Here is a 23,894-nt window from a genome sequence, read left to right on the forward strand (position 1 = left end):
CCATGGCCCAGAATTTCATCTTCACGATGCAGGACCTGCGCAAGGTCAAGAACGGCAAGGACATCCTCAAAGGCATCTACCTGTCCTTCTTCCCGGGCGCGAAGATTGGCGTGATTGGCCCCAACGGCTCCGGCAAGTCCACGCTCCTGCGCATCATGGCGGGGGTGGACACGGAGTTCTTCGGCATCGCGAAGCCGGACCCCACGGTGAAGGTGGGCTACCTGGCGCAGGAGCCCCAGCTGGACACGACCCTGGACGTGAAGGGGAACGTGGAGCTGGGCCTGAAGGAGATCCGCCAGGCGCTGGACCGCTTCAATGAAGTGAGCGCGAAGTTCGCGGAGCCCATGGACGACGCGGCCATGGAGAAGCTGCTCGCCGAGCAGGGCAAGCTGCAGGACTTCATCGACGCGAACAACGGCTGGGAGCTGGACCGCACGCTGGAGATGGCGATGGACGCCCTGCGGCTGCCTCCGGGCGACGCGGACGTGACGAAGCTGTCCGGCGGTGAGAAGCGCCGCGTGGCGCTCTGCCGCATCCTGCTGGAGAAGCCGGACCTGCTGCTCCTGGACGAGCCCACCAACCACCTGGACGCGGAGAGCGTGGCGTGGCTGGAGCAGGCGCTGAAGGCATACACGGGGACCATCGTGTGCATCACGCACGACCGGTACTTCCTGGACAACGTGGCGGAGTGGATCCTGGAGCTGGACCGCGGCGAGGGGGTGCCCTGGAAGGGCAACTACTCCAGCTGGCTGGACCAGAAGCAGAAGCGGCTGGAGCTGGAGGAGAAGTCGGAGAGCCACCGTCAGAAGACGCTCAAGCGCGAGCTGGAGTGGGTGCGCGCTTCTCCGAAGGCGCGTCAGGCGAAGAGCAAGGCGCGCATCGCGGCGTACGAGGACCTGCTCAACCAGTCGCAGGAGAAGCGCGAGCCGACGGGCGAGGTGGTGATTCCGCCGGGCGAGAAGCTGGGCGGTCTGGTGGTGGAGGCGAAGGGGCTGCGCAAGGCGTACGGGGACCGGCTGCTCATCGACGACCTGAACTTCAAGTTGCCGCCGGGTGGCATCGTGGGCGTGATTGGTCCGAACGGCGCGGGCAAGACGACGCTGTTCCGGATGCTGACGGGCGCGGAGAAGCCGGACGCGGGCGAGTTGCGCGTGGGCGAGACCGTGAAGATGGCCTACGTGGACCAGAGCCGCGACGCGCTGAACGGTGAGCATACGGTGTTCCAGGAGGTGAGTGGCGGCCTGGATCACCTGGACCTGGGCCGCGCGGGCCAGATGCCCAGCCGCGCGTACCTGGCGGGCTTCGCGTTCAAGGGGCAGGACCAGCAGAAGCGGGTGAAGGACCTGTCGGGCGGCGAGCGCAACCGGGTGCACCTGGCGAAGATGCTGAAGGAGGGCGGCAACCTGCTCTTGTTGGACGAGCCCACGAACGACCTGGACGTGGAGACGCTGCGCAGCCTGGAGGACGCGCTGCTCAACTTCGCGGGCTGCGCGGTGGTCATCAGCCACGACCGCTGGTTCCTGGACCGCATCGCCACGCACATCCTGGCGTTCGAGGGTGACAGCAAGGCGTTCTTCTTCGAGGGCAACTTCGAGGACTACGAAGCGGACAAGAAGAAGCGCCTGGGCCCGGACGCGCTGGAGCCGCACCGGATCCGCTACCGTCCGCTGACGAAGAACTGAGATTGCGGTGTGCCGTGCTCCGCCCTGTGAGTGATTCCGGGGCGGAGGTGTCGTCGGGAGGAGGGTGCACGCGTGATCGAGAAGGTGCAGTTCCGCAACTTCAAGGCGTACCGCTCACTCGACCTGGAGCTGGAGCCCTTCACCGTGCTGGTGGGGCCGAATGCTTCGGGGAAGACGACGCTGCTGGAGGGACTGCGGATGCCAGCCATGCTTCATTCCCTCCAAATGCACCGTATTCCAGAAAGCTTTCGCTCGTTTGGAGCGAGCAAGCCATCCACCTTGCGTTTTCAAAGCCGCATTGACGGTTTCCCAGCTGAAGTGCTGGTTGAAGGCCCTGGTTCAACAGCGGTCCGGAATTTTGTTTACTCGGCTGTAGATGAATCGGCTCGCCAGGGAATCTTGAAAGTCAGTGAGGAGCTGCGTTGGATTCTGGCTTCAGCCGTCTTGTTGAGGCTTGATTCAAAAAAGCTGGCAGAGGCTTCGTATAGTGATGATCAGGAACCTGGGCTGAGTAGTGACGGCTTGGGTTTGGCATCTGCGCTAGCGTTCCTCAAACTGAGTCATGAGGATCTCTTTGAGGAGATTGAGTCGGCGTTGAAGCAGATCGTCCCGACTGTCCGGAAAATTCGAGTCGAACGTGCTGCTGTAGAGCGAAGCAGTCTGCGGACATTGGCCCTTGATGCGCAAACAACGCATGTAGCTGAGACGCGCACGCTCTGGGGAAACCGGATCGTGCTGGATATGCAAGGGGCGAAGGCCGTACCTGCCGATTCTGTTGGAGAAGGAACCCTGATGGCATTGGGGTTGTTGACCGTCCTTCTCGGAAAGCGGAGGCCTCGCTTTCTTCTCCTTGATGATATCGAGTTGGCACTCCATCCGGTGGCGCAGGGCAAGCTGATTGACTTGCTACGTGCCATTCAAAAGAACAGCCCCGGACTGCAAATCGTCGCTACTAGCCACTCGCCCTTCATCCTGAACTATCTGAAGCCGGAAGAGATTCGGATGACCTTCCTGGAGGAGAACGGGTTCGCTCGCTGCGAGAAGCTCACGGCTCATCCCGAATTCGAGAAGTGGAAAGACCTGATGAGCCCCGGCGAGTTCTGGAGCACCGTGGGCGAGAGCTGGATTGGCAAGGTGCCTGCGTCCGCGACTCATGAGTGAGCCCGCATACGACTTCGGTGTGGTCTGCGAGGCCCGTGCGGACAGGGACACGGCCTGCATGCTTGCCGACCGTGTGCTGGTAGATGACATCGATTGGCTCGACGAGGACTTGCTGGACACCCAGCGCCGTTGGCGAGGGCTGACGCCTTCAGAGCCCTTCCTTCGGTGGGCATCTGTACGAGAAGAAGCCAAGAAGGCCGGGATCAAAGGCCTCTTTGGGCACTTCGGAAACAAGCCTGCTGAGCCTGATGCCCTTGTAGCTCGGCGCGCCCTCTTGCTGTTCGTGGATTCGGACAAGAAGCCGCAATCAGTCATGTTGATTCGTGACAGCGATGCGGATGAAGGCCGACGCCTTGGACTGGAGCAGGCTCGCGGAGACAAGCCCTGGCCCTTCGCAGTCGTCATCGGAGTCGCAGAGCCCAAACGGGAGTGCTGGGTTCTTGCTGGCTTCGACGCCAAGAAGGAAGAAGAAGGCTCCCTGCGGAAGGTGGAACAGCGGCTCTCGTTCCATCCTGTTCGCGAGGCACACCGGCTGACAGCGAGTGAGCACGGTGCGAAGAACGACGCCAAGAAGGCACTGGAAGAGCTCACGTCCGGAAACCTGGAGCGTGAGCGTGAATGCCTGCGCGACACTCCGTTGGAGACGCTGAGGCAACGCGGCGAACGGGTCGGACTTATGCAGTTCCTGTCCGAAGTCAGTGAACGACTGGTTCCCCTGATGAAAGGTTCCCAGCGCGGTGCGAGGTAGACTTCAGATCTCTTCTTCGGCTGTCCCTATGAGTGGAACATATGGACCTTCACCCCAGTCTCATGAGCACTGTTGCCCTGATCAAGAGGGCCTTCCCTCAAGGCGTGACTGAGGCGGATTACCTGCCTCTGCTCACTGTGCTGTACCCGCATATGTCGGACAGGAATCTTGCGATTGTTGTCGGCCACTTCGTGGGGCAGCACTATCCGCTCGTCCTGAATGACATCTATGGCGTAGGCGGTGGCTCCAAGCCTGCAAGCCCGGACGCAGTGGACGCGGTTCAGGCCCGGCTTATCGCCGCGGGTCTTGAGGAATGGATCCGGGAAGAATGAGCCAGGAGGGCTCCCACAAAGATACGGGACACGACCTCCCGACTGCGTGGCCTTCAGGAGCAGTCATGACGACCGCCATGTTCCGAGTACTCCATATCCATTGGCTGCCCACCCTGGTTCGACGATTGCAGCGGTGGACATCTTGTCTGGAGTGGTAGTGCCTGGTGCGCGTGCCTGCGGGGTGGTGTCTGGCAGGCCTGTGGAGATGCTTGTTCGCTCCGTTGTGTTTGAGGGCGGACGCACGCAGGTGGATAGAACGGGAACGCTTCAAATCGAGTGGATTGGAGTGGCGCCGCTTGATGCTGTGGAATGAGCGGTCTTTGAAGTTCGCTAGCGGCGTCCGGAAGAGAAAGCCATGCGAGGGCGTTTACTCATCCGTGCAGTGGTCAGGCTCTTGACGCCTGGAGAGGGAGGCACCCAGGGACCGGTGGGAAAAGAGTTCAGGCCCAATTGGAACATTGGAAGCCGAACCGACGATGGCCAGATGGCATTGGATGGTGCTCTGGTCACGTTGGATGACGCCGGACCTCTTGTGCCGGGACAGGAGAAAGAAGCCGTCGTCGAGCCGCTTCTGTCCGAGCCTTGGCAGCACGTGGCTCAGGGGATGGAAATCCCAATGCATGCCGGGGCTCGAGTCATCGGTTCTGCTCGAATCCTGGAGATTGTGCGGATCCTCTGAGGGGCCTGCCGCGCGAGCCCGGGATATCCTGGGTTCAAATGACACTTCATTCCCTGCTTGTTAGTCATGCCCTGGCGCTCCTGTCCGGAGCGTCCCCCCTGGTCCACTCCGACGGCTGTGCAGCCCCGGAGCCTGGGCCTTCCTGGATGGTGAAGTACTCCTCTTCCGCCTCCGACTGTTCCATGGACTCGACCGTCCCTGGCCCTCAGTGGCTGCCTTTGGCGGTGCGGCGCATCCCGGTGGTGGTCCATGTCGTCGCGGACAGTGCGTGCACGAATGGCAATGTCTCGGACGCGCTGGTCCACAGTCAGATCGCGGTCCTCAACGAGGACTTCCGCGCGATGGCTGGCACCCCTGGGAGCGGTGGGGTGGACAGCAAGATTGAGTTCTTCCTGGCCACCGTGGATCCCTCGGGCAACCCGACCACGGGCATCCAGCGCTATTGCAACACGACCTGGTACCAGGACACCGGTAGCTACTGGCTCAGCACCGCCTGGGATCCGACGCGCTACGTGAACATCTACACCAACAGCGCTGGCGGCTCGCGCGGGTACGTGCCCTTCCTCCCTGCGGAGCCCACGGGCGCTGTCGGTCTGCCGCAGGACCGCGTGGTCATCAACTGGCTGGCATTCGGACGGGTGGGGCCCGTCGTGCCGTACCACAACGGGCGGACCGTCACGCACGAGGTGGGCCACTACCTGGGCCTGTTCCACACGTACTACTCGGGGTGCGGCACGGCCACCGCGCCGGACTGCTACACCACCGGCGACCGCATCTGCGACACCCCGCCCAACGCCACCTCCCACAAGGGGTGCACTGCGGGAATCACCAGCTGCGGCGGCGTGCCGGTCCCCATCCAGAACTACATGGAGCTGACGGACGACGCCTGCATGACGGGCTTCAGCGCGGAACAGGTGCAACGCATGCGCTGCACCCTGGCCACCTACCGCCCGGACCTGGCGCAGTAGCTTCGAGCCGAGGAGAGGCGTTCGGGCGCCTCTGTCTCACGGCAGGCATCGCGTCTTCAACCCAGAACCCGTTTTGGTAGACGAGGTTGGCGATGAGCCTTTCAGAGAGAACCTTCCGTGTCTGGGAGTTCCGGGTCAGCCATGAGCAGCTCCTTCTCCGGAGCCCACGGACTGCGCAGCATCCTCAAAACCTGGATGTCATCTTCGTAGGGGGGACTACCTCGAACTTCCAACCAAGCTCGGGGAGATCGAGATCACCAGCCCGATGGTGGATGATCTTCGTCGAGTTCATGCAGCGTTTCGCGAGGGCGTCGCCGAGCGGGATGTTCATGTCATCGTCAGCGGTGGACGGCGCTTCGTTGTCGTCGCGGCCGGGATGAAGATCATCAAGAATGACCTCGACCTCTTCGAGTCGAGCCTGGAGTCCTGATGAGCAACATCATTCTGGAGTTCCCTCCCGGCTTCGAGGACTCCGCTTGGGAGGTTGAGGCCAAAGGCTGGCTCCCCGGAGTCGTCGCGGTGATTCAGGAGCGTCGATACACGCTCACCGTGTACGACCCGGTTCGCTTGACCCAGGATGTTGGCGATGCGCTGAAGGGAGGCAGCGTGTTTCTTGAGAGGAATCTCGTGGTCGTCGCTTCCGTCACGAGGGAGCGCATCGCGTCCGCCCTCCAGGAAATCGTTCAGACAGGCAGGGTCGGCGGCCTTCGGCCCGACCAGGGGTAGGCCATCAGCTGCCGCTCCGGTCGCCCCAGTGCTTCTTGAACGGGTCCCGGTGCGCGGCCCACCCGTCGATCCCGCGATGCACACGTGGACGCACTGCGCGCATCCCTGGGCTTCACCGTGCCCCCGGCGGCATGACCCTGTAGGCCCGCTGCGCCCCCCTGGCTGAACACAGCTCGGTGAAGGGCCGCTCGGCCGCTCGACGTTCGGCTCCTGGAGCGGGGGCGTCCATGGGCGGGATGGGGCATCCCGAATCGCGACGCTGGGACCCGCTCGGCGCTTGGAACGAGACGGGCCGCGGCATTGGCCTGTGTCTTGCTGACAACCTTCCGTGTTCCTAGAGGCGCCGGGAGGGGGGCTCCTTGTAGCAATCCCCATTGCGAATCGGTTGAGCCCTGCCTGACCCAGGCGCACGCCGCGCGACCTCCGTTCCGTTCAAGAGCGAAAGAAAATCAATGACACGAAAACCACGCATCCGCGTGAGTGGGCGGAGCCTTGGCCTGTATGCGGCCATGCTGTCCACCTGCCTGTTCCTGACCGCAACCCTCGCCTCCTCGATTGGTTTTGCCGCGAATCCCACGAAACCGCCCCCGGATCAGGTCAGCGGCTGCCCGGACTGTCCGCCGCCGTCGGAGTGCGAGCCGGAGATTTGTGACGGCTTCGACAATGACTGCGATGGAAAGATCGACGAGGGATTGGTGCGCACCCTCTACCGGGACGCGGATGGGGACGGCTATGGCGCGGGTGCCAGCATTCAGGGGTGCCCCCTCGGCCTCGGCTGGGTGCCCAACAACCTCGACTGCAACGACTCCAACGCGTCCGTCTGGCAGGCCGGCAGGTTCTACCGGGACGCGGACGGGGACGGGGACGGGGCGCCGAACAACTGGATCGACAGCTGTGGACGCCCCGCCGGTTACGTGACGAACGGAACCGACTGCAATGACAACAACGCAGCCGTCAAGCCGGGCGTCATCAAGCAGTGCGGCGTGGGCGCTTGCGCCAGATCCGTCCAGGCGTGCGTCAACGGCGTGGAGCAGACCTGCACCCCAGGCACCCCCAGTCAGGAGGTGTGCGACCGCGTTGACAATAATTGCAACGGACAGGTGGACGACCTTCCGCCCATCACCTGCGGCACGGGCGCCTGTTTCCGCAGCGTTCCGGCGTGCACCAACGTCTGCGAGATGGTGGATGTCCGGGATGGAAAGCCACCCAAGGAGGTGTGTGAGTGGACCGGAAACGCTTGTACCCCCGGCACCCCAAGCGCCGAAACCTGCAACAACGTGGATGACAACTGCAATGGCTCGGTCGACGAAGGCGTCAAGCTGACCTACTACCGGGACGGGGACGGCGATGGCTATGGCGCGGGTCCTTCGACGGGCAGCGCCTGCAGTGTCCCCGCGGGGGCATCCATCAACAACCAGGACTGCAACGATTCGAACGCGGCGGTGAAGCCCGGGGCCCTGAAGACGTGCGGTGTGGGGGCCTGTGCCGCCAGCGTCCAGGCGTGCGTCAACGGCGTGGAGCAGACCTGCACGCCCAGGCCTCCCCATCCGGAGACCTGTGATCGCGAGGACAACGATTGCAATGGGAAGGTGGATGACGTCCCGCCCATCACCTGCGGCCTGGGCGTCTGCAAGCGCGAGGCTCCGGCCTGTGGCGAGGTTTGCGAGACCGTGGAGGTCGAGGATGGCAAGCCGCCCAAGGTGGTCTGCGAATGGGGCAACTACGGTCTGTGCACCCCAGGCAACCCTTCCAAGGAGCTGTGCGCCAACGACCTGGACGATGACTGCAACGGCTCCGTGGACGATGCGAGCAACCAGGCGGATTGGATCACCTTCTATCCCGACCAGGACCGTGATGGCTCCGGCGCCAGCTGGGGTGCGGTCCTGACGTGCCGACAGCCGCCGAATACCACCCGGGACAACAGGGACTGTGACGACACCCGGCGCGACATGAACCCGAACGCCGTCGAGGTCTGTGACGGCATCGACAACAACTGCTCCGGTGACGTGGACGAGTCCGGCGTCTGCGAGCAGTCCGTCTGCCAATAGCAATCCCTCATTCCATTCCAGCACCGGTATTTCCCTATGAGCCACTCCTCACGACCTCCAGAGCGCCGCAAGCGGTTCGCGGCCAGACTCACGCTGTTCTTCTACGGTGCCCAGCTCCTCGGGGGCTGTCTTCCCGCGCCGCCCTCCGCGGATGGCCCTGACGGCCTGGCCAGGACACGCTCGCGAGTCACGTCAGAGAGCATTCCCTTCGAACTGGGGCCGGACACCATCCTCGACACGGGGACCGACGGCGCGAACGCGCCGGGCATCACCCCCTTCGTGGCGGATGTGACGCAGAATGGCTCCGCTTCCGTGACGGTGCCCCTCTGGGTTCCGGCGGGGCGCGCGGGCATCCAGCCTTCGCTTTCCATCGTCTATGACAGCCAGGGAAGCGACGGGCTCCTGGGCCCGGGCTTCAACCTGTCCGGACTGTCGCAGATCAGCCTGTGCCCGAACTCATTCGCGCGAGACGGGAAGACCGTCGCCATCGACTTCTTCCCGGACATGGAACTGCACGTGAAGGACCGCTACACCCGGACGTACTGCCTGGACGGCGTCCGGCTCGTTCCGTCCGACAACGAAGACGAGGACAATCCGCGCTCCTTCAAGACCGAGCATGACAGCTACGCCTCCATCCGCATCCCCGCGGACTCGGATCCCCAGGATCCGACGACCTTCGAGGTCCGGGGACGCGACGGACTCATCCGGACCTACGGGAAGACGTTGTCGCGTGACGACGCCCTCATCCAGGGCGTCTACGAAAAGCTGGACGAGGGGCCGGATGGCACCATCCAGGTGAAGGAGCGCGAGACGGTCAAGCTCGCCTGGGCGCTCGCGACCGTGGAAGACCATCCCGGCAACCGGATGGACGTGTTCTACGATCACGCGCCCTTGGGCGCCGAGTCCGGGGCCTGGCATCGGCCTGACCGGATTGTCTACACGCAGTTTCGCAACGATTCTGGAACCCTCGAGCCCGGCACGCGTGAGGTCAAGTTCAACTACGGGCCGAGGACGGATGTCTTCAAGGGATATCTGGCGGGCGTGAAGGTCGGCAGGGATTTCCGTCTCACGGGCATCGACATGAAGGGACCTGGAATCGCCGCCGGTTCGGAGAAGCCTCCCACCGTGGTGCTGCGCTCCTACAACCTGACCTACTCCCCGAGCATGACGAGCAACCGGAGCCTGCTGACGGAACTTCGGGAGTGCGACGGGAAGAACGTGTGCAAGGCGCCGGTGCGCTTCGAATGGGAGCAGGGCTCCTGGGAGTTCGAGTACCCGCCGGCCCAGAACGTCAGCGACGCGGCCCAGGGGGTGGGCGTGCATGCCTTCGGGCTGGGCGCGGGCCGCCAGGGCCTCGCGTACTTCGTGAAGTCCGAGAAGCGGCTTGAGGAAGACCTCGTTCGGCAGGACTCGGTCGGCATGACGACAGACTTCACGTTGCAGATCTGGGAAGACACGATGCGCCTGCTGCAGTTCCCGGACGCCGCATCACCCACGCTGGTGGCCTCCAGCGAGACCGGCATGGCTCTCTGGTACCCCTACTTCAATATCGAGGGGACGATCTGGCTCGACGACGTCTGGGATGCCATCTTCGGAGGCAGTGACCCGGGGGCGTTCTGCGGAAACCGCGCTCAGCGCAATCTCTTCCCATTGGTGACGGATTGGGATGGCGCGGGTCGTTCCACGGTCACGTCGCTGTCGTGCATGTGGGACAAGCCGAAGGGGGGCCCCAATCTGGCGCCCATGTATGGCCATAGCCGCGTGGGTTCGGACGAATTCCTGGCCGTCGGCTCCGAGCCGAACTTCCAGTACTGGCTCGATGTCGACGGTGACGGCCGCAACGATCGCGTGTGGATGGGACAGCACCACATCGATTTGACGGGGGATGCCGATTCGATGGTCCCGGCCAAGCGTCGCGTGGTCGCCGAGCCGGCGTCCGGCAAGAAGACCAAGGAGTCCCCCACCGGTTTCTTCCAGCCGTCTCGGTTCGGCCTGCGCGCAGTGGACCTGGATGGGAGCGGGAAGATGAGCCTGTTGGGCGTGGGCCCCAATGGGAACACCTTCCTGGAGGGACTCGCCTACCACGAGGTGGAGCGCGGGAGCGAGGGGCTGCCTCCGGCGATGGACGTGTTCACGACCACCATCCGCAAGCCTCCGGCGCTTCCCCTGTGGGTGCCCTCCTTCTATGCGTCGACCTTCGACTTCGTGGATGTCAATGGCGATGGGCTCGCGGATGCGGTGATGCTGGGCCTGATGAGTCTTTCCGATACGACCCCTCGGCTCACGGTGCAGCTCAACACCGGGGCGGGGTTCACTGAAGCCCGCGAGCTTCCCTTGCCTGGAAATACCGTCACGAGCCTGCTGGCGGCCAAGACGGAGCATGGAGACTTCGACGGAGATGGCCGTGTGGACTTCGCCATCTTCAAGGAGGGGGAACCGGTTCGGCTTCTGCTCGCAGGGGCGCAAGGAAACTTCGGCACCCTGTCGACTCTGTCGGCATCGCCGGTGTCCAGTGGTGACAATGCGGAATGGGCCCAGGTCATTGACGTCAACAACGATGGGTTGCTCGATTTCACCTGGCGCCAGGGGAACTCGCTGAAGGTCGCGCGGCGCACCAAGGCCATTGATGTGCTCAAGCGGGTGCACGGCAACACCCAGGTCATGAATTATCAGCTTTATTCGGGCCTGAACTATTCGTTCGAGTACGCTCCGCTCTCTCAAGCGAATCCCCACGGCAACGTCACACCCAGCGAGCCGTTCTACACGACGGAACTGGTGAATACCACCGCCAGGCCCTGGCTGCGATTGGCTCCCGTGTCGATGCGCGTGGTTTCCCGGATGTCGCTCAACTCCAATGAGCAGCAGCAGCGGAGCTGGCGCTATCTCTATCGGGACGGACGCTCCGATACGCAGGGGCTGGGGTGGCTTGGCTTTGGCGAGCGGATCATCGTGGATGAGCTGACGGGGGCTCGGACGACGACGGCCTATGGCAACACTTCCTTCGTGGGCGAGCCGGTTGGCTACCAGTACAACTCGAGCATTGTCTATCCCAGGAGGACTGTGGCTCCCCAGGCGCATCTTCCGCTCAAGGAGACCGTCGAGGTGCCCCTGGATGGGGGCGCGAAGCAGCAGACGCAGCGGACGTGGAGCTACAGCTGGAATCCGGCGACGTATGCACCGACCTACCAGCAGTACGCCAGCCGGGTCGTGGAGACGGTGAAGGAGATCGAGGGCGGCACCGTCACGGTGGTTTCTGAAACAGAGACCCTCACGGAGCTTGATGAGTACGGCACGCCCGTCAAGAGCACCCAGCTTGTCCATGGCGCCAACAAGACCGAACAGGTGCAGCAGGTGACCACCGTGGGCGCCCTCGGTTTCGATCCGGAGATGTGGGGGCCCCAGGGCACCTGGTCCGTGACCAGCTCCTGGACGTCTTGCGCCAGGTCGCCAGCGGTCGGCTGCGTGGGCGGAGCGGACGCGGCCAACGTGCGGACGCAGACGTTCACGTTCGACGGCCGCGGACAGGTTGAAATCGTGGAACTGGAGCCTTCGCGCAGCGGCGAGGGCAGCCTGCCGCCGGAGACCTCCGAGACCTACCTCAAGACGACCTTCCTGCGGGATTCGCGCGGACTCGTCCACCGCGTCGAGCGCGAGGGTGGCGGCGTCAATCGCTTTGAGTCGGTCACGTATGACGACGTCGACCAGACGCAGGTGGTCTCCTCCACCGATGCGGAAGGGGCGACCTGGAAATACTTGTACCATCTGGGGTTGGGAGTGCTCGCGCAGGCCTCGGATCCCAACGGTGTGCACACGCGCTTCCAGTACGACGGCTTCGGCCGTCCGCGCGTGGTGACCCCGCTCTACCGTGGACCTTCTGTCGCGCCGGGTGACCAGTCCGTCGTCCGGACGTTCTACGAGCGCTACGGGGCCCTGTTGCAGCAGCGCACTCAGGTGGCGACGGGTGTGGGAACGCTGACGGAAACCATCACCCGGTTCGACGCGATGGGCCGGCCGGTTTCGAGCCAGGGGCCACGGTTTGACGGTGAGACGGTGGTCTCCAGCGTCAAATACGATGCGCACGGACGCGTTGGGAAGCTGGAGGCTCCGCGGACCAGCACCGAGAGCCCGACCTGGGAATCCTACGAGTACGACGCCCTGAATCGTCTCACCGCGCGTCGAGTGGGCGAGGGAATCTCCTCCCCGACGGGGACGCTCGTCGAGCGCTTCACCTACACGGTTCCGGCCGCCTACACCACCCAGACGTCCGTGACGGATGCGCTGGAGTTGGTGAAGAAGAGTGTCTTCGACTTCCGGGGCCTGATGGTGACGGTGACCGAGGCCGTGGGGACGCCCAAGGAAGCGACCATGGCGTACGGCTATGGCCCCTTTGGCCGGTTGGAGACCACGGACGATCCTCAAGGCAACCGCAGCCTGAACATCTACGACGCCCAGGGACGGCTGGAGCGGTCGGTGGATCCGGGGTCCGGGACGCGCACCTACCGGTACAACGCCTTCGGTGAGGTGAAGCGTGAAGCGGACGGCCTGGACGGCATGGCGGGGCTGCTTGCCACCACGTACGAGCGGGACCGGCTGGGACGCGTCTTGAGCGCGAAGAACAACCAGGAGGAGCTGGCGTACGAGTACGACTCCGGGATGGGAGCGATGCGGCGCCTGACGAAGGCGACCCGCACGGTCCTGGGTGGGCCGCCCGAGGTCGTCACCACTCAGCATTTCTACGACGAGTTCGGTCGTGAGACGGACACCCAGCAGGACGCGGCGGGGACCTCGCTGACGATGAGCCGGCAGTTCGATGACTACGGCCGGCTGAGCCGCCTCACCTATCCCGTCACGCTCAACGGGCAGCCGGTGTCCATCAGCTATGCCTACAACGCACGTGGCGCGCTCTCGGGCATCTATCGGACGGGTGCCTTCTTCATGAACTACTGGTCCGCGCTCGAGCGGGACAGCGTCGGACGTCTGAAGAAGACGCGGTACGGCAACGGTGTCGAACGGGAGTCTCGCTACGACAGCCGGGGGCGTCTGCGCTTCCTGGAAGCGAAGCGCAATGGCGCCAATGTCCAGCGGCTCGCCTACGAGTACACGGCCAATGACAACCTGGCCGCGCGACATGACCTGATGGTGGGGGTGACGGAGAAGTTCTCCTACGACGTGCTCGACCGGTTGGAGTGGTGGCGGGTGCTTCAGAACTGCCAGCGTTTGGAGACCCAGTTCCAGTACGACGGCCTTGGCAACCTGCTCAGCCGTTCGCCGATCGCCGGTTGGGAGCCGTCCGCGCTGCTGAACTACAGCGGCGGCACGAGCGGCGGGCCCCACGCCGTCAAGCAGGCGCAGCTCGGGAGCGACGCGTTCACCTATGAGTACGACCAACGGGGCAACCAGGTTGCGTCTCGGGATGCGACGGGTGCTCTCGTCCGGACGGTCGAATTCAACTCGTTCGACCTGCCGAAGACCCTCACCGCCGCGGGTGACACGGTGGCCTTCGGCTACGACGCGTCGGGTGCTCGCGTTTGGAAGAAGAGTGCGCAGGAGGACGTGCTCTATGTGGGGGGCCTCTACCAGCGCCGCACGCAGGGCCTGACGAGGACGCACGTCCTCAGCATTCCCAGCCCCGAGGGTGTCATTGGAGAGCTGTCCTGGGATGAGGGGGCGAGCACGGAGAACGTGCGCTACTTCCTCAACGACCGCCAGGGCAGCCCGGACACGGTCACCGACGCATCAGGCGCGGTGGTGGAGCGCATCAAGTACGACCCCTTCGGCGCACGTCGAAATGCCAGCAACCTGGCGCAGGCTCCCAATGCCTTCCATTCGGGCGCGCGGAAGGGTTACACGGGGCATGAGCATGACGACGAGCTGGGGCTCATCAACATGCGCGGGCGCATCTACGACCCGCGGCTGATGAAGTTCCTCAGCGTGGATCCGGTCGTCGCGGATCCGGGCTCGGTCCAGGCGTACAACGCGTACTCCTACGTCCTGAACAACCCGACCCGCTACACCGACCCCAGCGGCTTCATCCCCTACGGTGGCACGCTGGTGAGCCGGTGGGACGGAGCTTCGGGAGGTTCCACGTCGATGCAGAGCCCGGCGATGAGCTTGGTGGAGCGCTACATGCTCGCGCCGGGGGCCACGCTCTTCCTTCCCAGCGTGGACCTCCGGGTGCCCAGTGTGGCGGCCCTGGACGACGCGAAGGTGGCGCCGGCGGGGCATTACACGAATGACGTGGGCCAGAGCTCCGCGCCCTACCGTTCCAGCGCGACGTCCGTGCTGACGACGGTTTCCAAGGCGTTGAGCCCTCCCGGGTCGGACAGCTTTGCCTGCAGCCTGTTCATTGCCTGCTCTGGCATGAGCGGTCTCAGGGGGCAGGTCGACACCATGCTCAAGGCCTCGCAGGCCTACGACCACTACGCGCCCGTCAGTCAGTTCGCGGCGGTCAGCTACGCCGTCAACGAGGTCATCCCATTTGTCTCGGCTGGAGAGAGCGTCAAATCAACATGGGCGGCATGCAATGCTCCTGGTGCAACCGGTTGCGCAATGGGCATTGGAAAATCTGCCTTCAATGTCGCCATGGCTGGCGCCGCGATTTATGGAGCGGGTGAGGGTGTTGCCAGTGGTGCCTCCTCCCTATCGCGCAGTGCCAGCGGGGTGTCAGGGCACCTCAAGGCGATGATGGGGCCCCATTCCACGGGAGGTGGCATACTGGCAGCGGCGGGAGACCTGTCCGTCACCAACGTCGCAAATAAGGGGCTGAACGTCGCGCTTGGCCTTGGGGACTATCTGGACGACTTCGCGAGGTTTGTGGACGGCAGCACCTGGAAGCAGTGGGCGCGCGCGGCTCCCATGCGGTGGAAGTTGGCGTTCACGGATGTCGTCAGCAATCCCTCGAACCGAGTCAGCTTCAATCTGACTGGCGTCGATAGTCCGTGGCAAGCTGTGACTCGTGCCGCATCAGGGCGTGGCGGCGCCACCGACTGGGAGTTGCTCCAGATCAAGTCGAATCCCCAGTGGTGGGACCGAATCACGTTCTTCCTTGACGGTAAGACCGTCCCGAACCCGTTTCAGTAGGCGAGGCCATCAATGAACCTTTCAGGGCGGACCTTCCGTGTCTGGGAATTCCGGGTCAGTCACGACCAGCTTCTGATCCGAAGCGCACGGACTGCGCAGCACCCTCAAAACCTGGATGTCATCTTCGCAGGGGTGGACTACCTCGAACTGCCCACCAAGCTCGGGGAGATCGAGATCACCAGCCCGATGGGTGAGGACCTGCGCAGAGTCCAGGCTGCGTTTCGCGAGGGCGTCACCGAACGGGATGTGCATGTCATCATCAGCGGTGGACGGCGCTTCGTTGTCGTCGCGGCCGAGATGACGGTCATCACGAATGACCTCGACATCTTTGAGTCGAGCCTGGAGTCCTTCTGACGAGGCGACGCGCTGCCGCGTTGTGCTCAGCCTTCACCTTCCTCCCCTCTTACCTTTCCAGAGGGGCGGAAGGCGGCCTGAGCACAACGCGGGCAGGCTCCGAGACAGGGTGCAGAAGCGCGGCCGACAGACGTCTCGCCGTTCAGCGTGTACCACCCTGAGGTGAGCAAATCGCATCCCCAGTGGTTTGGCCTCGCGTGGCGATTGCTCTGGGGAATTCAATGAAAACTCTGCAAATAGGTCGTTTTGGGGGCGTACGCGTGTGGCTCGGTGATTGTTCGGACGCGACCTACGCCCCGGCGGGCTTGGTCGACCGGAATGTGGCCTCGGGACTGGAGATGCCGATGCTCACCAGCATTGGCATTGAGGCACTGATTCCACGGGGTGCTTACTCGGAGTACGGGCTCCTTGGGCTAACGGGGACGTATGTGCGGGAGCAACCCGTGCTTCGGCTCGAAGTCCCGTGGACCCAGGCGGACGGTGCGCCTTGGAGTCCCGCTCCTGGATACGCGACCGCATCGCCACGAGTCGGATTGCCGCAGGAGTTCGCTCACATTGTCCTCGAAGGACTCGATGCAGCGTCAAGGGCCCGAATGGCAGGGGGCGTCCTCGCGGTCCGTGCGGCAGCCCACAGTCCAGTAGGATCCAGCCCGAACATCATGGGGCGTCTGGCACGTGCTTGTGTCGGCCTGATGTTGCGCGGGGACATGAGTGACGATGAGTTGAAGACGTTCCTCGAATCCGTCCTGCTACGCTGAGGGCGCAGGTAATCGCTCACGGGGGCCGTCAGGCGCCGCTCCGGTCGCCCCAGCGCTTCTTGAACGTGTCCCTGCGCGCGGCCCACCAGTCGCGCCACTCCTTCACCGCTGCCTCCCTTTCGGCCCGCGGACCCGCGGGCTGGAAGTGGAGTCAGGTGGAGGTCGCGTCCCTCAGACACATCTCCGCCAGGAAGCGCGTGCGGACGTCCTCGCTCTCCAGCAGGTCGATGAGCTCCGGGATGGTGTGCCTTCCCATCGCTTCCCGCGCCTGTGCGAACGCCTTGGAATCCTCCGCCATGCCGCGAGTGTTCCCGGTGCAAGCCCTCCGCGCGAGTGCCGCTGGTGGACACTGTTCCCCAGCGGGCTTCTAGGGCGCGGGCGGGGCCGCTATGGTCCACCCCAGCGGAGGACTCGCCCGCCAGGAGCCATGAACTTCGTCTTCATCTCCCCTCACTTCCCCTCCCAGTACTTCCACTTCGCCACCGCGCTGCGCGAGCGCGGCGTGACCGTGCTGGGCATCGGCGACACACCCTACGAGTCCCTGCGCCCGGAGCTTCGCGAGTCCCTGCGCGAATACTTCTTCGTCCCCAGCCTCAACGACTCCGATGCCCTCCTGCGCGCCACCGGCTACCTCACCTGGCGCCACGGCCGCATCGACCGCATCGAGTCCCTCAACGAGTCCTGGCTCGAAGTCGAAGCCCGCCTGCGCGAGGACTTCCATGTCCCCGGCCTCCAGCCCCCGGACATCCACAAGCTGCGCTCCAAGTCCGGCATGGCCGAGGTCTTCCACGCCTCCGGCGTCCCCCACCCGGACCTCCTTCGCGTGCGCGACGCGGACCAGGTGAAGGAGTTCGCCGCCCGCGTGGGCTACCCGCTCGTGCTCAAGCCCGACGTGGGCGTGGGCGCCGCCCACACCTTCAAGGTCGCCAGCGACGCGGAGGTGGACGCCGCGCTCGCCCACCCGCTGCCCACGTCCTATGTCGCGCAGCCCTTCGTGCGCGGCACCATCGTCACCTACGACGGCATCGTGGACCGCCACGGCGTCATCGTCTTCAACCTCAGCCACGAATACAGCGACGGCGGCATGGAGACCGTCACCGAACGGCGTGACATCTCCTTCTGGAGCCTCCAGAACATCCCCGCCGCGCTCGACGTGCTGGGCCGCCAGGTCGTCGCCGCGTTCGGCCTTCGCGAGCGCTGGTTCCACCTGGAGTTCTTCCGCCTGCCGGATGGCCGCTTCGTCGTGCTGGAGGCCAACCTGCGCCCGCCCGGCGGCTTCATGACCGACATGATGAACTACACGTGTGACATCGACGTGTACCGGCTCTATGCCCGCGTGGTGACGGGCGACCCGGTGGCGGACTTCCAGTACATCCCCCGCCACCACGTCTGCCACAGCGCCCGCCGTCACGGCCGGCGCTACAAGCACTCCCACGCGCAGATCGTCGAACGGCTGGGCAAGTCGCTGCTCGTGCACCGCGAGCTGCCGCCCATCTACCACTCGCTCCTGGGCGAAGAGATGTACCTCACGCGCCACCCGGACCTGGAGTCCATGCAGGACGCGGTGCGCTTCATCCAGGCGACGTGAGGCTCAGGGCTCCAGCGTCCAGGTGAGCGCGTACGTGGAGCTGTCCCCGTCGTCGTGCACCTTCGTCACGCGAGGCGCCTTCGCGCCGCCCGCGGCCAGCAGCCCCTCGAAGAGGGCCTCCACATAGCCGGGCGCGCCGAGGCTGGAGTTGAGGTGCAGCTCGAAGTGCGTGGGGCCTCGCTCCACGAGCGTCGCCTCCGTGTAGTTGTCCGTACCGCGCAGCACCTCCGGCAGCCGATGCACCACGCGCCGGGGCCCCAGCACGCGCATCACGCCCATCACCGCGCGCCCCAGCAGCGTGGCCCCGTAGCCCTCCACGTGCGCCCGGGCGAGCCGGGCGTAGCCTTCCGCGCGGGGCACGTCCGGGTAGACCTCCTCCACGACGATCTCCAGACATCTCGTCCAGAGCGGCACGGGATAGAGCGGCAACAGCGGCCGGTCCAGGTCCACACCCGCCTGGCGCAGCCGTTCCCGCAGGCGGGGGGACACCTGGCCCTTCAAGCCATGCTGGAGCAGGCCTTCCACGACCTGCACGTAGACCTGCCGCTGTTCGGGCGGCACCGAGCGGGGCCTTCGTGTCACGAGAGCGGGCTCACCCGAGCAACCACTGCATCGCGCCCGGCAGCCGGCGCTGCCAGTCCTTCTCGTGGTGCTCGCCGCCGGGCTCCAGCACGAGCGACACCTCGTGGTCGCCGTAGCCCAGGCCCTTGAGATGCTGGAAGAAGTCGTGCGTGCCCCGGCCGTAGTCCAGGGGGATGCCGCCCGCGTGGATGTACTCCGTGGCGCCCGCGTCCAGGTAGATGCGCGTCCAGCGATGGCTGTGCTCGCGCCACGCGTCGAACAAGCGGCCCTGGCTCCACATCACCGTGGGCGACAGCGCGCCGATGCGCCCGAACACCCGCGGGAACTTCCATCCCAGATACAGCGAGATGAGCCCGCCCAGCGACGAACCCATCAGGCCGGTCCACTCACTGCCCTGGCGCGTGCGGTACGTCCGGTCGATGTATGGCTTGAGCTCCTCCACCAGGAAGCGTCCGTAGGCCTCGCCGCGCGCGGACACGCCGTTGCGCGGCTCGTCCCACGGCGAATACTCCTGGAAGCGGCCGGGGCCCGAGTCCACCGCGACGATGATCCACGGCTCCATCCGCCCCGCCTGGACGTTCTCCTCCGCGACGCGATTGGCGCACCACGTGTCGAAGACGGCGGACTCCGGATGCGCGAAGACGTTCTGCCCGTCGTGCATGTAGAGCACCGGGAAGCGGTGGTCCTGCCAGGCGTCGTAGGTGTCCGGCGTGTAGATGCGGACGGTGCGGTTGAACCCCTCCTGGGGAGAGGGGAAGTGGCGAAGGATATGGACGTAGCCCATGCGCTGTTTCTGGGGCCGGATGGGACCGGCCTCGCGAGGATGTCACCGCAGCATAGCCGCACCGCCCCACGCCTACGTGGAGACGCATGGACCGCCGTCCCTGGCCTGGACGGCGGGTCCGGGGAAGGGATGGACCGCGCGTCGCGCCTTCTCTGTAGGGAAGAGTGGTCCCGCTCGTGCAGAGGGCCGGCCGCGTGCGCTCCGTCCGTGTCTGCGTGTGGCTGTTCTTCCTGCTGGGTCTGCCCCTCACGGCGCTCGCCGCGACCTATGAGGTAGACCCCGAGGACACGGGAGAGCAGGCGCTGTTCGCGCTGAGAGAGGACGGCGCCATCACGGCGGAGACGCTGTCCGCGCTGCTGGTGCTACGGCGCTCGGGCGTGGATGTGTCGCATGCGTCCCGCGCCGCGCTCTATGCGTTGCCGGGACTGACGTACGCGCGCGTGGATGGGGTCACGGCTTCCGGGGGACTGACGCCGGAGGAGCGGCGACGGCTGGCGCCCTTCCTGACGAGCTCGAAGCCAGAGCGGGTGACGGGCGATGCGCGGCTGCTGACGGCGTTCGCCGCGTCGGATCCGGTGCTTCCTCCCCTGGCGCTCCAGGTGCGCGTGGCGGGGCCGGAGGGCTGGCGCGTGGGATTGCTCACGTCGCTCACGCGGCGACGGCTGGGCTCGGTGCGCCGGGATGTGAACCGGCGCGCGCTGGTGACGGAGGCGCCCGGCGTATCGGTGGTCGTGCCCAAGCTCCACGGTCAGTGGGCAGGCGAGCGGGCTTCCGTGCTGGTGGGATCGTACCGGCTGGGCTTCGGTCAGCGGCTCACGTTGGACACCACCGGACTGCCCACTCCGGATGGCTTCCTGCCTGACGACACCGTGCGCGTGCCGGGCGACGTGGAGCGCTGGTGCTTCCTGGGAGAAGGCGCCTGCACCCCCGAGGAGCGCGACGCGGACGTGACGCCGGACTTCCAGTGGGACGAAGGCTTCCGCGGCGTGGTGGGCACGGTGCGGACTTCCTCGGGCGTGTCGGTGACGGGCTTCGGTTCGTACCAGTCCCGCTCGCTGCTCTCGCATGCCCTGATGGAACGGACGTCCTGCACAGGCACTGCCTGCAAGGCGCCCGCGGTGTGGCTCGCTGGGACGGGCGCGCCCACCGGACGCGTGGTGTCGCGCACGCTGTCCGGCGTGTTCCACGAGTGGGCGGGAGGCGGCCACGCGGCGATGGCGTGGACCCGGCGGGCACAGGTCGGAGTGACAGCCTGGGGCGCGCGGCCCGTGTGGAACGTGGAGGGCGCGGTGCTCGATTTCCGCTCCACGGCGGGCTACCCGGCGGGCGGAGCTTTCGGCGCGGTGGGCGTGGATGGTGCGTGGGGCCTGGGACCCGTGGACCTCTTCGTGGAAGCGGCGCGCACGTTCGATTCGGCAATGGGCGGAGGCGGTGGCTACGGCGCGCTTCAGCGCACGGTGGTGGCGGACACATCGAAGGAACTGGAGCTGGCGCTGCGCGCCTACGGACGCGGCTTCGCCAATCCCTACACGGGCGCGATGTCCGGCCCGGACGAACTGGAGGGCTCACGGGCGCGCAATGAAGTGGGCGCGCGCGTGCGCTACCTGCACCGCGTGGAGGGCGCGCTGCGGCTGCGCGGTGAGGTGGATGCGTGGACGCTGCCCGCCGACGGCGCGGCGGTGGGCAGTGCCGGCACTGTGAACCTGCGGGCCTCGGCCCGGGTGGACTGGCGGGCGCATGCGCTGTTCCAACCGTCGCTGTGGGCCGAGTACCGGGACAAGGACGTCGGCGTGGCCGGGGACTGCTTCGACGGTTCGGGCGAGGACCCCTGTTCAGGGTCACTCCTGCGCATCACGGCCCGGGTGAAGGCGGAGCTTCATGACGCCGTGTCCGTGGCCGCGCAGTACGCGCATGCCCGCGTGGATGATCCGGTGAGCCGGGGCGTGCGTGAGGACGCGCATGCGGTGGTGGAGGCGCAGGTGCGGCCCTGTGACGCCGTGAGGCTGCGGGGCCGCGCGGTGTGGAGGGACGAGGACCTGTCGACGCGCAACCGGCTGGAGCAGGCCGTCAGGGCCACGCTCGATGCGAGCTGGACGGCGGACGCCGTGACGACACGGGCCCGGTACGCGTGGGTCGTGGACTTGAAGGACGCGAGAGGGGCCCGGACGCCGCCGGATGCGCCCCGGCACCTGTTCGCGCTGGAAGTGGAGACGCGGTTCTGAAGGGAGCGGAGTGTGGTGGCTTGGGCAGTGCGGGGATGGGGCGTGCGGTTGGGATTGGGATGGGTGCTGGGATGGATGGGGGCGTGCGGACTGCCCACGTGGGAGGAGGAGCCAGCGGCCTGTGATGCGCTGGTGCCGGGGGACCTGGTCATCACGGAGTACCTCAACGACCCCGCGGGCGCGGACACGGGGAAGGAGTACGTGGAACTCCACAACCCCACCGGGCAGACCGTGGACCTGCTGGGCGTCACGCTCTTCACCGCGCGCGACGAGGCGGCACAGGAGCGGGTCTACACGTTCACCACGGGCCTGCCGGTGGATGCGGGTGCCTTCGTCGTGCTGGGCGACGTTCGCGAGGACGCACTGCCCGAGCATGTCGACCAGACCTATGGGGATGCGCTCGGCGCGCTGGGGAACAGCGCGGGGCTGTTGGGGCTGCGGTGCGGGACGCGCATGCTCGACTCGGTGGTGCTCGAAGCGCCTGCGAAGTCGGGCTCGGCCCGGACCCAGGACGGCCTGTCGCGCTGGTGCGATGCGCCGGGCAGTCCAGGCAGCGCGAACGCGCCGTGTCCCGAGGTGGCGGATGGCGGAGTGACATCCCGAGCGACGTGCCTGCCACCGGGCGCGGTCGGTCCCCGGGAGGTCCAGTCCCCGCGACCCGGAGAGCTGATCATCACCGAGGTGATGGCCAACCCGCGAGGCGACGACACGGTGGGCGAGTGGCTGGAGGTCCGCGCCACCGTGCCGGTGGATCTCAATGGGCTGACGGTGGGAACGGACACGTCCGGCACCCGCCTGGAGTCGGAGCGCTGCCTGTCCCTCGCCGCTGGAGAGTCCGCGCTGCTCGCGCGAAGGCGGGAGCCGGAGGTGAACGGTGGTCTGCCGGAGCCACTGGCCACGTTCTCCGTGGACCTGCGCAACGCGGGCGGCGTGGTCGCCGTGCGTGCGGGAGGCGTGCTCATCGACAGCGCACTGTATGGCCCGGCCCAGGACGGCGTGGCCACCCAGGTGTCCGCGCCGCTCACCGTCGATGCGAAGAACAACGACGTCACGGCGTCCTGGTGCGCGGCCACCGAGGCCTACGGTGACAGGGGCAACCTGGGCACGCCGGGACGGACCAACCGCGCGTGCACCGGAACGGATGCGGGCACGGCGCAGGCGGGCTGTATCGACCGGACCACGGGGCAGCCCCGTGCGCTCCGAGCTCCCACCGTGGGCTCCCTGGTGCTCACCGAGTTCATGGCCGACCCCGCCGCCGTCCCGGATGCGCAGGGGGAATGGGTGGAGGTGCTCGCGCTGCGCGAGGTGGACCTCAACGGGGTGACGCTCGCCAATGAGTCGGGCAGCTCCGTCCTGGAGTCCCCGCTGTGCCTGTCGATGAAGGCCGGAAGCTTCGCGGTCCTCGCTCGCGGCGACGACGCTTCACTCAATGGCGGATTGCCCATGGTGCTCGGCACGTTCGCGTTCGGCCTGGGCAACGGCGCGGGGGCCCATGTCCTCAAGCTGTCGGCGCAGGGCACCGTCCTGGACTCGGTGGCCTTCACGAACGCCGCGAGCCCCGGCGTGTCGTCGCAGCTGGACGCGCGCGTGCGGGACGCCACCGGCAACGACGCGGCCGGGGCCTTCTGTCCCACGCCCGCCGGTGTGACCTACGGCGTGGGCGACCGGGGCACCCCGGGCCGGGAGAACCGGACGTGCGCGCGATGAGGATGCGGGGACTGGAGTGGCTGCTGTGGCTCACCCTCCTGTGCGCCTGTGGTGGCGGGGAAGGGGAGTGCGGCCCGAGCACGGGCGTGGTGACGAAGGTCATCGACGGGGACACGGTGGTGCTCCAGGACGGCGAGCGCATCCGCTACCTGCTGGCCGACACCCCGGAGACGACGCAGGGGCACGACGACTGCTTCGGCGAGGAGGCCGCGGCGTTCAACCGCTCGCTCGTGGAGGGCCGCACGGTGCGGCTGCGGGACGCGGAGGCGTGCACGGACCGCTTCGGGCGGCGGCTCGCCTACGTGTCCGTGGACGGCGAGGACGTGAACGCGCTGCTCGTGCGGCGCGGCTACGCGTGCACGCTGTTCATCCCGCCGGCCGGGGCCTCCCGGCGCGGCGAGTTCGAGGCCTTGGAGCTGGAGGCCCGGCGCGCCCGCCGGGGCCTGTGGGGCCGCTGCCCGGCGCCGTGTCCCCG

Annotated in this window: 16 protein-coding genes and 2 pseudogenes; 15 read left to right on the forward strand and 3 right to left on the reverse strand. The window is 66.2% G+C overall.

Features of this window, described 5'->3' with window-relative positions; all coding sequences use genetic code 11:
- Positions 1 to 2 precede the first annotated feature (2 nt).
- The 11 genes and pseudogenes from ettA to D7V80_RS41435 all read left to right on the forward strand — a co-directional run bounded on the left by ettA (position 3) and on the right by D7V80_RS41435 (position 15,778).
- The gene (gene ettA, locus D7V80_RS15715; RefSeq protein WP_120588935.1) at positions 3 to 1,682 is read left to right on the forward strand and encodes an energy-dependent translational throttle protein EttA; all 1,680 of its coding nucleotides are present in this window, start codon (positions 3 to 5) and stop codon (positions 1,680 to 1,682) included.
- Between the two features lie 72 nt (positions 1,683 to 1,754).
- Complete coding sequence (locus D7V80_RS15720; RefSeq protein ID WP_158616636.1) at positions 1,755 to 2,843, forward strand: AAA family ATPase; 1,089 nt, start codon at positions 1,755 to 1,757, stop codon at positions 2,841 to 2,843.
- A 58-nt stretch (positions 2,844 to 2,901) separates the two neighbouring features.
- Entirely contained in the window at positions 2,902 to 3,591 is a 690-nt protein-coding gene (locus D7V80_RS15725) for a hypothetical protein (protein WP_233585380.1), read from the forward strand.
- A 62-nt stretch (positions 3,592 to 3,653) separates the two neighbouring features.
- Entirely contained in the window at positions 3,654 to 3,923 is a 270-nt protein-coding gene (locus D7V80_RS15730; protein ID WP_158616637.1) for a DUF3349 domain-containing protein, read from the forward strand.
- 861 nt (positions 3,924 to 4,784) lie between these two features.
- The gene (locus D7V80_RS15740) at positions 4,785 to 5,570 is read left to right on the forward strand and encodes a zinc metalloprotease (RefSeq protein WP_233585381.1); all 786 of its coding nucleotides are present in this window, start codon (positions 4,785 to 4,787) and stop codon (positions 5,568 to 5,570) included.
- Positions 5,571 to 5,835: 265 nt separating this feature from the next.
- Positions 5,836 to 6,000, forward strand: a complete 165-nt coding sequence (locus tag D7V80_RS41795) for a hypothetical protein (protein ID WP_158616638.1) — start codon at positions 5,836 to 5,838, stop codon at positions 5,998 to 6,000.
- Entirely contained in the window at positions 6,000 to 6,296 is a 297-nt protein-coding gene (locus tag D7V80_RS15745; protein WP_120588940.1) for a hypothetical protein, read from the forward strand. The genes D7V80_RS41795 and D7V80_RS15745 overlap by 1 nt, the downstream gene beginning before the upstream one ends.
- A gap of 509 nt (positions 6,297 to 6,805) precedes the next feature.
- Positions 6,806 to 8,344: a putative metal-binding motif-containing protein gene (locus D7V80_RS15750; RefSeq protein WP_158616639.1), complete on the forward strand. Its 1,539-nt coding sequence runs from the start codon at positions 6,806 to 6,808 to the stop codon at positions 8,342 to 8,344.
- A 36-nt stretch (positions 8,345 to 8,380) separates the two neighbouring features.
- Positions 8,381 to 8,773: pseudogene (locus D7V80_RS43925) on the forward strand (SpvB/TcaC N-terminal domain-containing protein); the annotation flags it as partial.
- A gap of 87 nt (positions 8,774 to 8,860) precedes the next feature.
- Entirely contained in the window at positions 8,861 to 15,424 is a 6,564-nt protein-coding gene (locus D7V80_RS15755; RefSeq protein ID WP_233585383.1) for an RHS repeat-associated core domain-containing protein, read from the forward strand.
- A 132-nt stretch (positions 15,425 to 15,556) separates the two neighbouring features.
- Positions 15,557 to 15,778 (forward strand): hypothetical protein, encoded by a 222-nt coding sequence (locus D7V80_RS41435; protein WP_147447113.1) that lies wholly within the window; start codon positions 15,557 to 15,559, stop codon positions 15,776 to 15,778.
- A gap of 909 nt (positions 15,779 to 16,687) precedes the next feature.
- On the opposite strand, the gene D7V80_RS41800 is transcribed toward D7V80_RS41435, so the two are convergent.
- Complete coding sequence (locus D7V80_RS41800; RefSeq protein ID WP_158616640.1) at positions 16,688 to 16,834, reverse strand: hypothetical protein; 147 nt, start codon at positions 16,832 to 16,834, stop codon at positions 16,688 to 16,690.
- A 129-nt stretch (positions 16,835 to 16,963) separates the two neighbouring features.
- Here D7V80_RS41800 and D7V80_RS15765 point away from each other — a divergent pair, with 129 nt between their 5' ends.
- A complete protein-coding gene (locus D7V80_RS15765; protein ID WP_120588944.1) occupies positions 16,964 to 18,124 on the forward strand; it encodes an acetyl-CoA carboxylase biotin carboxylase subunit family protein in 1,161 nt (386 codons plus the stop codon).
- Positions 18,125 to 18,127: 3 nt separating this feature from the next.
- On the opposite strand, the gene D7V80_RS15770 is transcribed toward D7V80_RS15765, so the two are convergent.
- Positions 18,128 to 18,706, reverse strand: coding sequence for a DUF2378 family protein (locus D7V80_RS15770; protein ID WP_233585385.1), 579 nt, complete (start codon positions 18,704 to 18,706; stop codon positions 18,128 to 18,130).
- A 10-nt stretch (positions 18,707 to 18,716) separates the two neighbouring features.
- The gene (locus D7V80_RS15775) at positions 18,717 to 19,490 is read right to left on the reverse strand and encodes an alpha/beta hydrolase (protein ID WP_120588946.1); all 774 of its coding nucleotides are present in this window, start codon (positions 19,488 to 19,490) and stop codon (positions 18,717 to 18,719) included.
- Positions 19,491 to 19,684: 194 nt separating this feature from the next.
- Here D7V80_RS15775 and D7V80_RS15780 point away from each other — a divergent pair, with 194 nt between their 5' ends.
- The 3 genes and pseudogenes from D7V80_RS15780 to D7V80_RS15790 form a co-directional block, all read left to right on the forward strand.
- Positions 19,685 to 21,712 carry a hypothetical protein gene (locus D7V80_RS15780; protein ID WP_120588947.1) on the forward strand — a complete coding sequence of 676 codons (2,028 nt, stop codon included), beginning with the start codon at positions 19,685 to 19,687 and terminating at the stop codon, positions 21,710 to 21,712.
- Positions 21,713 to 21,727: 15 nt separating this feature from the next.
- On the forward strand, positions 21,728 to 23,419 hold the full coding sequence (locus tag D7V80_RS15785) for a lamin tail domain-containing protein (protein WP_370452498.1): 1,692 nt from the start codon (positions 21,728 to 21,730) through the stop codon (positions 23,417 to 23,419).
- Between the two features lie 2 nt (positions 23,420 to 23,421).
- A pseudogene (locus D7V80_RS15790) lies at positions 23,422 to 23,856 on the forward strand (thermonuclease family protein); the annotation flags it as partial.
- Positions 23,857 to 23,894 lie beyond the last annotated feature (38 nt).

This window comes from Corallococcus sp. CA054B, assembly GCF_003611625.1.
In the GTDB taxonomy this organism is placed as follows: Bacteria; Myxococcota; Myxococcia; order Myxococcales; family Myxococcaceae; genus Corallococcus; species Corallococcus coralloides.